At 64.5% G+C, this 12,017-nt stretch carries 10 protein-coding genes and 1 pseudogene; 2 read left to right on the top strand and 9 right to left on the bottom strand.

Translation table 11 applies throughout. The features are described from left to right. Positions 1–8: 8 nt before the first annotated feature. Both ACSQ3Z_RS14095 and ACSQ3Z_RS14090 read right to left on the bottom strand, forming a co-directional pair. Complete coding sequence (locus ACSQ3Z_RS14095; RefSeq protein ID WP_436171964.1) at positions 9–662, bottom strand: hypothetical protein; 654 nt, start codon at positions 660–662, stop codon at positions 9–11. Next, a complete protein-coding gene (locus tag ACSQ3Z_RS14090) occupies positions 659–958 on the bottom strand; it encodes a DUF3572 domain-containing protein (RefSeq protein ID WP_040582650.1) in 300 nt (99 codons plus the stop codon). The genes ACSQ3Z_RS14095 and ACSQ3Z_RS14090 overlap by 4 nt, the downstream gene beginning before the upstream one ends. 221 nt (positions 959–1,179) lie before the next feature. On the opposite strand from ACSQ3Z_RS14090, the gene ACSQ3Z_RS14085 reads away from it, so the two are divergent. Together ACSQ3Z_RS14085 and ACSQ3Z_RS14080 are read left to right on the top strand one after the other, a co-directional pair. After that, positions 1,180–1,551, top strand: a complete 372-nt coding sequence (locus tag ACSQ3Z_RS14085; protein ID WP_023667574.1) for a response regulator — start codon at positions 1,180–1,182, stop codon at positions 1,549–1,551. Between the two features lie 27 nt (positions 1,552–1,578). Beyond that, positions 1,579–2,952: a PleD family two-component system response regulator gene (locus ACSQ3Z_RS14080; RefSeq protein ID WP_436171963.1), complete on the top strand. Its 1,374-nt coding sequence runs from the start codon at positions 1,579–1,581 to the stop codon at positions 2,950–2,952. Positions 2,953–3,473: 521 nt separating this feature from the next. On the opposite strand, the gene rpmG is transcribed toward ACSQ3Z_RS14080, so the two are convergent. The 7 genes and pseudogenes from rpmG to topA all read right to left on the bottom strand — a co-directional run bounded on the left by rpmG (position 3,474) and on the right by topA (position 11,844). Further along, on the bottom strand, positions 3,474–3,641 hold the full coding sequence (gene rpmG / locus ACSQ3Z_RS14075) for a 50S ribosomal protein L33 (protein ID WP_006201775.1): 168 nt from the start codon (positions 3,639–3,641) through the stop codon (positions 3,474–3,476). Positions 3,642–3,817: 176 nt separating this feature from the next. Beyond that, positions 3,818–4,273 (bottom strand): annotated as a pseudogene (locus ACSQ3Z_RS14070) (hypothetical protein); the annotation flags it as partial. A gap of 98 nt (positions 4,274–4,371) precedes the next feature. After that, entirely contained in the window at positions 4,372–5,547 is a 1,176-nt protein-coding gene (locus ACSQ3Z_RS14065) for an MFS transporter (protein ID WP_436171962.1), read from the bottom strand. A 16-nt stretch (positions 5,548–5,563) separates the two neighbouring features. Next, positions 5,564–6,304 (bottom strand): NUDIX hydrolase, encoded by a 741-nt coding sequence (locus ACSQ3Z_RS14060; protein WP_436173905.1) that lies wholly within the window; start codon positions 6,302–6,304, stop codon positions 5,564–5,566. 168 nt (positions 6,305–6,472) lie between these two features. Next, positions 6,473–6,907, bottom strand: coding sequence for a DUF983 domain-containing protein (locus tag ACSQ3Z_RS14055; RefSeq protein WP_436173904.1), 435 nt, complete (start codon positions 6,905–6,907; stop codon positions 6,473–6,475). 17 nt (positions 6,908–6,924) lie between these two features. Then, the gene (gene rnr / locus ACSQ3Z_RS14050) at positions 6,925–9,231 is read right to left on the bottom strand and encodes a ribonuclease R (RefSeq protein WP_436171961.1); all 2,307 of its coding nucleotides are present in this window, start codon (positions 9,229–9,231) and stop codon (positions 6,925–6,927) included. A 6-nt stretch (positions 9,232–9,237) separates the two neighbouring features. Continuing rightward, entirely contained in the window at positions 9,238–11,844 is a 2,607-nt protein-coding gene (gene topA, locus ACSQ3Z_RS14045; protein ID WP_436171960.1) for a type I DNA topoisomerase, read from the bottom strand. Between the last annotated feature and the right edge of the window lie 173 nt (positions 11,845–12,017).

Genomic DNA, 12,017 nt, shown 5'->3' with positions numbered 1-12,017 from the left:
TTCAGGCTCTAAAGTCCGAGCGCCGCCGCGATCTTCGGCGCGGCGTCGCGCCAGTCTTCCGCGACGGTGACGCCGTCCGGCGCCGGCGGCAGGAAGGCGCGCAGCGAGTTGTCGGCCATCAGATGGACGAGATACGCGTCGGCAACCGAACTTTGCACCGACGCCAGATTGGACGGCTGGTCGTCGACGAAAACCACCGGCCGGCGCTTCTTACCGCGCAATTTGGCCACAGCCGGCCCCTTGGCCATTTCGGTGGTCAGAAGCGGGTAGGGCAGCCCGAGCGCATCGAGATGGGCGCGGCGCACGGCACGGTGCTTGTGCGGCATGGCCGTCAGAAGGACGATCTCGGCGCGGCCACCGAGCGTGGCAAGGGCTTCTGCGGCGCCGTCAGTGATGCTTTGCCAGTCGGCCTGGGCGTCGAAGAATTCACCCAGAAGCGCCGTCACCTCTTCCTGTTCGATCAGGCGGCCGCTGGCGGCCTCGGCGATGTTGCCGGTGAGGCGGAAGGACGCCAGCGTCAGGCCGAAGCCGCGCGATTTGAGAAAATGCGGGAAGGGCCGGATGAATTCGAGCACGACGTCGTCGACGTCGAGCACCAGCAGCGGCCGGTCGTCCGCGGCAAGCTCTTCGATCTGCCGCGCCGTCTCGGGATCGTCGCTCATATCGAACGCTCATGATCGTCGTCGCCGAGCGGCAGCGCGCGCAAGGCCTTGCCGACGGCAGCCGGCGGGGTTCCGGTCTCCTCGGCGAAGCGCAGCAAGGTCGGCTCGTGGGCGAGGATGAACTGCAGCACGCCGGCCAGGAAACCCGGCTCGCCTGCCGCCCTCCGGATCGACTGCGCCTCGATGCCGGTGATCGCCAGGAAGCGCGGCAGAAGCTCCGGATCGGCCGCGACGAAGCCCAATGCCTTGACGGCAATGGTCTCCGCTTCCTCGCGCATTGACGCTGCGTTTGCCATCATTACCTTCTTGGTGCGGAATGAGTCTCTTTCCGCAGTAATGGCAAGCGTCGCTTGCGGCAAGCCACCACCGTCTCCGCGTTGGAATCCGGACAGCTTTTGCGGCGGCCGGTTTCCGTTTCGTCAATCAAATTGGCGTAGAGTGGCGAAGGGTTGGGTGCGATCCGGCAAGGACGCATGACGATGGTCTTCACGCAGAAGGCCGTCGGGACGGGAAATCGATGCCTAAGAAGGTCATGATCGTCGAGGACAACGAGCTCAACATGAAGCTCTTTCGGGACCTCATCGAAGCCAGCGGTTACGAGACGGTTCGCACACGCAATGGCCTGGAAGCGCTGGATCTGGCGCGCCAGCACCGGCCGGACCTGATCCTGATGGACATCCAGCTGCCGGAGGTTTCGGGGCTGGAAGTAACCAAATGGCTGAAGGAGGATGACGATCTCCACTCGATTCCGGTCATTGCGGTCACCGCCTTCGCCATGAAGGGCGACGAGGAACGCATCCGCCAGGGCGGCTGCGAGGCCTATATTTCCAAGCCGATCTCGGTGCCGCGCTTCATCGAGACCATCAAATCCTATCTGGGCGATGCCTGATGTCCAGCCAAGCCGGAGCCTTGTGACATGACCGCGCGGATCCTCGTCGTCGACGACATCCCTGCCAATGTGAGGCTGCTCGAGGTTCGGCTGCTGGCCGAATATTTCGAGGTGCTGACTGCCTCCAACGGGCCGGACGCCATCGAGACCTGCGAGAACGGCAAGGTCGATGTCGTGCTGCTCGACGTGATGATGCCCGACATGGACGGGTTCGAGGTCTGCAAGCGGCTGAAGAGCGACCCGGCGACCGCGCATATCCCGGTCGTCATGATCACCGCGCTCGACCAGGTTTCGGACCGGGTGCGCGGCCTCGAGGCTGGCGCCGACGATTTCCTGACCAAGCCGGTCAACGATCTGCAGCTGATGACGCGCGTCAAGAGCCTGGTCAGGCTGAAGTCGCTGACCGACGAGTTGCGGCTGCGCGCCTCGACCACCCGCAACATCGGCATCGAGGAGCTTTTGAGCCGCAACTTCACCGCGGCCGACACCACTCCGAAGGTTCTTTTGATCGACGAGCGCAAATCGTCCTTCGAGCGGATCCGGAAGATGCTGCGCGGCAGGGCCGATCTCGACATCGCCACCGATCCGCATGCCGGTTTCTTCCAGGCCGCGGAGACGCCCTACGAGTGTGTGCTGATCTCGACGGCGTTCGCCGATTTCGATCCGCTGCGGCTGTGCTCGCAATTGCGCTCGCTCGATCGCACGCGCTTCCTGCCGATCATCCTTCTGGCTGACGAGGGCGAGGAGGGGCGCATCATTCGCGGCCTCGAACTCGGAATCAACGATTTCCTGATGCGGCCGATCGACCGGCAGGAACTGACCGCGCGGCTGCGCACGCAGGTGCGCCGCAAGCGCTACAACGACCAGCTCCGCGCCAGCGTCACCCAGACCATCGAGATGGCCGTGACCGACGGACTGACCGGGCTGCACAACCGCCGTTACCTCGACAGCCATCTGCAGACGCTGTTCGACCGCGCGGTGGCGCGGCGGCGGCCGCTTTCGGTGATGATCACCGACCTCGACCGCTTCAAGGCCATCAACGATCTGCACGGCCACGACGGCGGCGACGACGTGCTGCGCGAATTCGCGCGGCGGTTGCGCAAGAACGTGCGCGGCATCGACCTTGCCTGCCGCTTCGGCGGCGAGGAGTTCGTCGTGGTGATGCCGGATACGGACGGCGCGGTGGCCGAAAAGGTCGCCGAACGCATCCGCGCCGAGATTGCCCAGTTGCCCTTTGCCATCGGCCATGAGGGCAAGACGATCGAGGTCACCGTCAGCGTCGGCGTGTCGTCGGTGCTGAAGGGGAACGACACGGTTGCGGCGCTGATGAAGCGCGCCGACCTTGCGCTTTACGAGGCCAAGAGCGGTGGCCGCAACCGCGTCGTCGCCAAGGCTGCATAGAGCCTGTTCCCTTCCGATGGGGCCGGGATGAGGCTCTATCTTTTCTGTTCGAGCATGATCTTTTCCGAAACCGGATACCACTTTTGGGGGATCATGCTCTGGCGCCGGCGCCCGATTATCCGGTCAAGCCAACAAGGTTAGGAATTTACCTTAATCCAAGCGATTCGCGAGGCTTGGTTAAGAAACTGTTGATTTTCATAAGGTCTTGCGCAAATGTGAAGCCATAGACCAAGACGACCGGCACGAGGGTAGATTTGCCGGTTCGATCCGAAAAATACCCCATGATGCTCAGGTCCGCCGCATCTCCTGGGTCCGTGGGGTCGGCCGGCCGGCGCTGGCACATAGTGGCCTCCTCGTACCGCTGCCAAACGCCGACCGGCCCCCTTTTTCCCGAAAGACGACATCAGGATTCCGCGCCGAGCGGCGGAAGACCTGTGTTTTTGGCGCGGGCTTGCGATCAGTTCGCCAAACGAAAAACGCCGCCCGGTGGGCGGCGCTTCGGCATACTCGGAGGAAACCGATTACTTGATCTTGGTTTCCTTGAATTCGACGTGCTTCTTGGCGACCGGATCGTACTTGCGGAACGACAGCTTGTCGGTCTTGGTACGGCTGTTCTTGCTGGTCACGTAGAAGAAACCGGTGTCGGCGGTCGACAGAAGCTTGATCTTGATGTTTGCGGCTTTGGCCATGATGTTCGTCCGTTAATGTTCGTGGAGTTTTGGCCGCTGGAGCACGGGGAAACACCCGGACGCGGGAAACTTGGCGCGACACATAAAGAACGCGCCCGGAAAGTCAAGCCCGGCCGGGCCTTTGCCGTGCCCAATGCCCATATTGCCGCCGGTAACTGAGCGTGCCGGCGGTAGCAGGCGTCTTCCCTGACCGGCGAAGCGGCCTTCTTCCAGTCGCCAGTCGTATTCCACCAGCGGTTGGGGTTGGCGCGGTCGTCGAGGCCTTTCGAGCGGCTGGCGAGTAGTGGCTGGATGCGGATCACCGGCTCCTGGTAGGAGTGCGCCTGGTAGATCGCCTCGACGATTCGGGCGGCCAGCATCTGGTCGTCGGGCAGCTCGAACGACACCTCGACCGTGCCCGGCCGCTCACGCAGGATCGTCTCGGCGCCGGCGGCAGCACCTTCGAGCGGCCGGTAGCGCTCGACGCCGCCAGCCGACTGGAAGGCGTTGCTGTCATAATTGCCCATGCCGAGCGGGTTGATCGCCACCACCGCTTCCATAATGCGGTCGACATCGGCGGGCGGTGCCTGGAAGCTGACAAGCAGCAGCAACTCCATTCGCACCGATCTGGTTTCAAATCCACTGTCGATCATCTGATATCTCCCTGCTTGTGGAGCGCCGATATAGCAGGGGTGCTGCTGACACGGTGATGTCAGTAGCCTCGCGCGCCGAGGCGCTTGATCGAGCCCGGCTACAGGATTTTCCGGACGAGCCTGATGCCGACCAAAGCGATGTAGGCGGCGAAGAAAACACCGAGCGACCAGCCGAAGCCGGAGGGTCCGAAGATGTCCATGCCGATGCCGATCGCCTGCGGCCCGAGCACCATGCCGACGCCATAGCAAAGCACGAAGGCGGCGTTGGCGGAGGCCAGCTCATGGCCGGAGAGCTGGGAGCCGAGATGGGCAAGGCCGATCGTGTAGAGCGCGGCGACCACACCGCCCCAGACGAACAGAAGCGCTGCCATCAGGTGCCAATTCGCGGCGAAGTGCGGCATGAAGATCGTGCCGGCGAGGCCGACGGTGGCGCAGGCCAGAAGCAGATGGCGGCGGTCCGGGACGCGGTCGCTGATCATGCCGATCGGGATCTGCAAAAGCACGTTGCCGAGGCCGATCATGGTCAGCAGCAGGGCGGCGTCGGCTTCGGAGTAGCCGATGCGGCTGCCATAGATCGGGAACAGTGCGAAGCCGCCGGTCTCGACGGCGCCGAACACCAGCACCGCGAAGGTGGCGGTCGGCACCAGCCAGATGTAGCGCAGGAAATTGCTGGTCTCGCCGTCCGCCACGATCGTCGGGCTCTCGTTGCGTGCCGCCAGCACCGGTATTGCGGCGAGTGTCACCAACCCGATGATGACGCCGAAGGGCCTGAAGCCGGAGCTGCCGAGATGGGAAAACAGCCACGGTCCGGCGGCGAAACCGAGCGACAGCACGGTGGCATAGATGCCCAGCACCAGGCCGCGCCGGTGCGGGGGTGCCGAGGTGCTGATCCAGAATTCCGACAGGATGAACAGCACCGTCAGCGCGATATGCAGCACCACGCGCAGCGGAAACCACATCCAGAAGTCCGGCGCGAAATGGAAACCGACGAAGGCGAGCGCGCCGGCGGCAATCATGGCTAGCATGGTCCAAGCGACGCCGAAGCGCATGGCAAGCGGCGTGGCGAGCGGTGCGCCGGCGATCGAGGCCAGGCCGGCGACGGCCGTGTTGAGGCCGATCATCGAGGCCGAGTGGCCGCGGGTCTCCAAAATGACGCTGAGCAGCGGCATGCCGAGGCCGATGGCGATGCCGACGACGCTGATCGAGGAGATCGCGGCGACCATCGGCAGCCAGTGTACGCGTTCGTCGCCCTGTTGCTGGGTATCGACCGTCATGTGATGCCTGAATTACCTATAGAATTTCGCGGATGAAGCGGTTGCGGACAAGCCTGTAGAGTGGCACGGAGCCGCCCGGACGCAGCAGCGGATCGTCGGCGAGCCGCCTTTCCAGTTCCTCCAGGATCATGCGGGTGATGTCGGGTATGTCTGCCTGCCTGGCCTTGGCCAGCGGCAGCCAGACCAGTTCCTCCAATTCGTTGGTCGGACCGCCGCCCGGAAGCTCGACCGCGACGTCGCTGCGCCAGGCGCTGAAGAAGCGGGTGTCGAAACGACGCACCCGGTTTGGCGGCGTGATCGCCCGCGCGATGAAGCGCAGCGGCTCCAGCGATGGCATGACACCGTGTTCGGCAAAGCCCTGCCAGTCGCGCCTCGTCGTCGCGAAGGCGCCTTTGCGGCCGATGAGCAGGCCGGCTTCCTCGTAAGTCTCGCGGATCGCCGACAGCGCAATGGCGCGGGCGCGCGCTACGCTCGTGCGGCCAAGGCCGGCGGTCAAATTGGCTTGTTCCTCCAAGTGGAGTGCTGCGGCTACGGGAATGCGGCTATCGGCCGGATCGGTGCGGCCGCCGGGAAAGACGAATTTCCCCGGCATGAAGGCATGACCGGCGTGGCGCCGGCCCATCAGCACCTGGATGTCATCGCCTTTGCGGTCGAGCAGGATCAGCGTGGCGGCATCGCGCGGACGCAGCGCCCTGGCCCGTGGCGGGATTTCGTTCCGCTCAACCTTGTCGATGTCGGCCTTGGTCATCCCGTCCATACGCTCGACCTGATGCATGTCGTCCAGAAGGTTCGGGGACCAACGACCTGCATGGAAATAAGATCTGAAGCGTGTCGCGTGAACCCGTTCATACGCGACGCGCTTTAGCGGAAACTTGTCTCGTGCGAAAGTGGCGTTCAGCCATCGCCGATTGCACCAGCCGCGACTTCAAGTCTCGGGGTGAGACTCGATGACATCCTTTTCGCCGCCGAAGCCGTGCATATAGAGCGCCCATTGCAGGCCGATGACGGCGCCCTTGACCGGCTGCAGCAGCACCACCGCAAGCAGGATGGTCAACGGCACCCAGATGGCGATGTGCTGCCAGGTCGACAGCGTGGAGGTCGCCTCGACGCCCATGAAGGCGCCAAGCACGATGTGGCCGACGATGACGATCACCAGATAGGCGGGCAGGTCGTCGGCGCGGTGGTGATGCAGTTCCTCGCCGCAGACAGCGCATGCGTCGACGGACTTGGTGAAGCCGCGAAACAGCTTGCCTTCGCCGCAATGCGGGCAGCGCCCGAGCAGGCCGCGCTTCATCGCCGTCCACAGCGGGCGCGCAACGCGGCCCGAATGAAGTTCGCCGCCGAAAACCTGGTCTTCCATCTGCAACTGTCTTGCCATCATCGTCTCCTGCCGCGCGTGCCTGGACGCGATTGCGACGCGCGGGCGCGGCCCTTGGCCTTGTGGAACGACCGTTTGGAGCCGGGCAGCGGCTTCGGGTCGGTCAGCATCTCGAAACGCATCGCGCCGGCCATCGGCGCCACCTCGACCAGGCGAACCTCGACGCGGTCGGCAAGCTGGTAGCCCTTGCCGGTGCGCTCTCCGTACAGCGATCGAGCCGTTTCGTCGTAGATATAGTAATCGCCGTCCAGACTTGACACCGGGATAAAGCCATCCGCGCCGTACTGCGGCAATTGGACAAATAGTCCCGATTTGGTGACACCAGAGATGCGGGCGTCGAAACGGTCATCGATGCGCTCGGCCAGATAGGCTGCGACCAGACGGTCGACCGTGTCGCGCTCGGCCGCCATGGCGCGGCGTTCAGTGCCGGAGATCAGCACGGAAACATCTTCCAGCCGGTCCGCTTCGTTCTGCGTCAGGCCGCCCGCGCCGAGGTCGAGTGCGGCAATCAGCCCGCGATGTACGATCAGGTCGGCATAGCGGCGGATCGGCGAGGTGAAATGCGCGTAGCGTTTCAGATTGAGGCCGAAATGGCCAATATTCTTTGGCGAATATTCGGCCTGACTCTGCGAGCGCAGCACCACTTCGTTGACCAGGCCCTCATTGTCGGCGCCGCTGACGCGCTCGAGGATGCCGTTGAACTGCGCCGGCCGCATCTGGGCGCCGCGCGCCAGCGACAGGCCGAGCGTCTGCAGGAATTCGCGCAGCGATTCCTGCTTGGCCAGCGAAGGCGCATCGTGGATGCGGTAGACCAGCGCCTGGCGCTTGGCCTCGAGCGTTTCGGCGGCCGCGACATTGGCCTGGATCATGAACTCTTCGATGAGCTTGTGGGCGTCGAGCCGCTCCGGCACGACGACGCGGTCGACGTTACCGTCCTGCTTGAGCATGATCTTGCGCTCCGGCAGGTCGAGTTCCAACGGCTGGCGGGAGTCGCGACCGCGCTTGAGAATGGCATATGCGTCCCACAGCGGCTTCAGCACCGTGTCGAGGATCGGGCCGGTCTTGTCGTCAGGCACGCCGTCGATGGCCGCCTGCGCCTGCGGGTAGGCAAGCTTTGCCGCCGACTTCATCATGACACGGTGGAAGGAATGCCTGACTTTGCGGCCGTCGGCCGAAAAAATCATGCGCACGGCGAGTGCCGGGCGGTCCTGGCCCTCGCGCAGCGAACACAGATCGTTGGAGATGCGCTCGGGCAACATCGGCACGACGCGGTCGGGGAAATAGACCGAATTGCCGCGCTTCAACGCCTCGCGGTCGAGCGCCGAGCCATAGCGGACGTAAGCCGCGACATCGGCGATCGCCACGGTGACGACAACGCCGCCAGGGTTCTTCTCGTCGGTGTCGGGCGTGGCGAACACGGCATCGTCATGGTCCTTGGCGTCGGCCGGATCGATGGTGACCAACGGCAGGTCGCGCCAGTCCTCGCGATGATCAAGCGTCGCCGGCTTCACAGCCTCGGATTCGGCGATGACGTCGGCCGGAAAGATATGCGGGATGTCATGGGCGTGGATGGCGATCATCGAGACCGCCTTCTCGCTGGTCAGCGAGCCCAACACCGCCAGCACTTTTGCGCGCGGCAGCCCATAGCGGGAGGCGCGCGCCGGCTCGACCTCGACCAGATCGCCGTTCTTGGCGCCATTCTGGAATTCCTTGTCGACGACCAGTTCGGGCTGGCGCCGCTCCACCGGCTCGATCCGGAAGGTGCCGTCCTTCAGCACACGAAAAATGCCGAGCACGGCATCGGTGCGCTTCTCGAAGATCTTCATCACCCGGCCGGTATAGGCGGGGCCCGTCGCATCGTCGGTCGGGAAGGTCTTGGCCAGTACGCGGTCGCCGATGCCTGGCGCCGGACCATTGCCGCCGCGCGAGACGCGGATCGAGACGACGGGCGGCTCGCCGCTGCCGACGGTCTCGGCCGGATGCGCCAGCAGCACGCCATCGCCATCGCGGCCAAAGATGTCGAGCACGGCAACATGGGGCAGGCTACCGACGCGGGCGAGCCGCTTGCGCTCCTTGGTCAGGATACCTTCGTCCTGCAGGTCGCGCAGCATGTCCTTCAGCCAGATGCGGTCCTCGCCGCGCAGGGCGAACGCCTTGGCGATGTCGCGCTTGCCGGCGCGGTCCGGGTTCTCGGCGATGTAGCGCAGGATCTCGTCGCGCGAGGGCCGGTAGTCGTCCTTCACCTTGGCGCGGGTATCGGCGGTGCGCGGATCGCCGTGGCTTCGTCCGGAGATCCTGCGCGCCACGGCCTGCTATCCCTTTTTCTTCGCCGCCGGCTTTTTGGCGGCCGCGGGCTTCGCACCGGCTGCCTTGCGGAACGGCTTCTTGCCGCCGCCGCCCTTGGCTTCCTTCTCGGCAATCAGCGCCAGCGCGTCCTCGATGGTCACCGCCTGCGGGTCCTTGCCCTTGGGCAGCGTCGCGTTGACCTTGCCGAAATTGACGTAGGGCCCGTATTTGCCGTCGCGCACGACGATCTTGCCGCCGCCATCCGGGTGATCGCCAAGCTCCTTCAGCGCGGCCGGGGTGCCGCCATTGCGGCCGCCCTTGCCCTTCAGCTGCTTCTCGGCGATCACCGACACGGCGCGGTTGAGGCCGATCGAGAACACGTCCTCGATGCTTTCGAGATTGGCGTAGGTGCAGTCATGCAGCACGAACGGCCCGTAGCGGCCGAGCCCGGCCGAAATCATCTTGCCGCTCTCCGGATGCTTGCCGACATCGCGTGGCAGTGCCAGCAAAGCGAGCGCCTTTTCGTGGTCGATGGTGTCGACCGTCCAGCCCTTGGGCAGGCTGGAGCGCTTGGCCTCCTTGCCGTCGCCGCGCTGGATGTAGGGGCCGAAGCGGCCGCTGCGCAGCGTGATCTCCTCAGCCGTGTAGGGATCCTTGCCGAGCACCTTGGTGCCGTCGTCGCCATTGCCGTTCTCGCCATTGGGGTTGGCGGCGTCACCAAGCTGGCGGGTGAACGAGCATTCCGGATAGTTCGAGCAGCCGACGAAGGCGCCGAATTTGCCGAGCTTGAGCGACAGATTGCCGGTGCCGCATTTCGGGCAGATGCGGGGGTTCGAACCGTCTTCCCGCGCGGGGAACACCAGCGGCGCCAGCTCTTCGTTCAGCGCATCGAGAACGTCGGTGACGCGCAGTTCCTTGATGTCGGCGACGGCGCCGGAAAAGTCTTTCCAGAAGTCGCGCAGCACATCTTTCCAGGCGAGCTTGCCGTCGGAGATCTCGTCGAGCTTTTCCTCGAGGGATGCGGTGAAATCATATTCGACATAGCGCTCGAAGAAGCTTTCGAGGAAGGCCGACAACAGCCGGCCCTTGGCCTGCGGCACCAGCTTGCGTTTGTCGATCTCGACGTAATCGCGGTCTTCGAGCGTCTTCAGGATCGCCGTGTAGGTCGAGGGGCGGCCGATGCCGAGCTCTTCCAGCTTCTTGATCAGCGAAGCCTCGGAATAGCGCGGCGGCGGCTCGGTGGTGTGCTGGGTGGCGTTGATCGCCTGGCGCGCAAGCTGTTCGCCGGCGCGGATCTCGGGCAGGCGGCGGCTTTCCTCGTCCTCTGCGTCCTCGTCCTTCTGGTCGGTGTAGGCGGCGATGAAACCATCGAAGCGAACGACCGAACCGATGGCGCGAAGCTCGGCGGTGCGGGCGCCGTTGACCGCCTCGATCTCGACCGTGGTGCGCTCGATCTCGGCCGGCTGCATCTGGCTGGCGATGGCACGCTTCCAGATCAGCTCGTAGAGCCGCGCCTGGTCGGCATCGAGATATTGCCGGACCGAAGCCGGCGTGCGCATGAAATCGGTCGGGCGGATCGCCTCGTGCGCTTCCTGGGCGTTCTTGGCCTTCGTCGTGTAGAAACGCGGCTTTTCCGGCAGGTATTTGGGACCGAACTCCTTGGCGATCGCATCGCGGGCGGCGTCGATCGCCTCCGGCGCCATCTGCACGCCGTCGGTTCGCATATAGGTGATCAGGCCGGCGGCCTCGCCGCCGATGTCCATGCCTTCATAGAGGCGCTGCGCCACCTGCATGGTGCGGCTGGCGGAAAAGCCGAGACCCGAGGAGGCCGCCTGCTGCAGCGTCGAGGTGGTGAAGGGCGGACCGGGATTGCGCTTGGTCGGCTTGGCTTCGACAGAAAGCGCCTTGAAGGTGGCACCTTCAAGCATCGACTTGATGTCGTCGGCCTGGGCCTTGTTGGCGATGTCGAGTTTTTGCAGCTTCTTGCGCTCGAAAGCGGTGAGCCGGGCCTCGAAATTCTCGTTGCGCGGCGTGCCGAGGATAGCGGCGACTTGCCAGTATTCCTCGCGGATGAAGCGCTCGATCTCGGATTCACGGTCGCAGACCAGGCGCAGCGCCACCGACTGGACGCGGCCGGCCGAGCGGGCGCCGGGCAGCTTGCGCCACAGCACGGGCGACAGCGTGAAGCCGACGAGATAATCCAGCGCGCGGCGGGCGAGATAGGCGTCGACCAGCGGCGCGTCGATCTGGCGCGGGTTGGCCATCGCCTCCAGCACCGAGGATTTGGTGATGGCGTTGAAGACGACGCGGCTGACCGGCTTGTCCTTCAGCGCGCGCTTCTGCTTCAGCACTTCCAGCACATGCCAGGAGATCGCTTCACCCTCGCGGTCCGGGTCGGTGGCGAGAATCAGGCCGTCGGCATCCTTGACCGCCTTGGCGATGTCGGCCAGGCGCTTGCCGGAGGCTGTATCGACGGCCCAGGACATGGCAAAATCCTCGTCCGGGCGCACCGAGCCATCCTTGGCCGGCAGATCGCGGACATGGCCGAACGAGGCCAGAACCTTATAGTTCTTGCCGAGGTATTTGTTGATTGTCTTTGCCTTGGCCGGCGATTCGACGACGACGACGTCCATGAGGTCTCATATCAGCTGTGGGGCGGCAGAAGAATTCCGCAGCGCGCGACGCGTTCTTTTCGTCGCTCACATGGCCGCGCTTTTTCAATCGGTCAAGGGCAAGCGCCCAAATTGGCGGGACGTCGGCAGCAATACACTCTTAGAGTGTATGGAGAAAATCACAGAATTTCGGG

The organism is Mesorhizobium sp. LjNodule214, assembly GCF_964252735.1.
Lineage (GTDB): Bacteria > Pseudomonadota > Alphaproteobacteria > Rhizobiales > Rhizobiaceae > Mesorhizobium.
Note: the sequence above shows the minus strand (reverse complement) of the source record. Positions and strands in the feature narration are given on the sequence as shown.

Excerpts from the sequence above, each read along its gene's own strand:
- ACSQ3Z_RS14080 (WP_436171963.1), top strand. The coding sequence starts at position 1,579 with ATGACCGCGCGGATCCTCGTCGTCGACGACATCCCTGCCAATGTGAGG.
- ACSQ3Z_RS14065 (WP_436171962.1), bottom strand. The coding sequence starts at position 5,547 with ATGACGGTCGATACCCAGCAACAGGGCGACGAACGCGTACACTGGCTG.
- topA (WP_436171960.1), bottom strand. The coding sequence starts at position 11,844 with ATGGACGTCGTCGTCGTCGAATCGCCGGCCAAGGCAAAGACAATCAAC.
- ACSQ3Z_RS14055 (WP_436173904.1), bottom strand. The coding sequence starts at position 6,907 with ATGGAAGACCAGGTTTTCGGCGGCGAACTTCATTCGGGCCGCGTTGCG.
- ACSQ3Z_RS14095 (WP_436171964.1), bottom strand. The coding sequence starts at position 662 with ATGAGCGACGATCCCGAGACGGCGCGGCAGATCGAAGAGCTTGCCGCG.
- ACSQ3Z_RS14060 (WP_436173905.1), bottom strand. The coding sequence starts at position 6,304 with ATGGACGGGATGACCAAGGCCGACATCGACAAGGTTGAGCGGAACGAA.
- ACSQ3Z_RS14090 (WP_040582650.1), bottom strand. The coding sequence starts at position 958 with ATGGCAAACGCAGCGTCAATGCGCGAGGAAGCGGAGACCATTGCCGTC.
- rpmG (WP_006201775.1), bottom strand. The coding sequence starts at position 3,641 with ATGGCCAAAGCCGCAAACATCAAGATCAAGCTTCTGTCGACCGCCGAC.
- ACSQ3Z_RS14085 (WP_023667574.1), top strand. The coding sequence starts at position 1,180 with ATGCCTAAGAAGGTCATGATCGTCGAGGACAACGAGCTCAACATGAAG.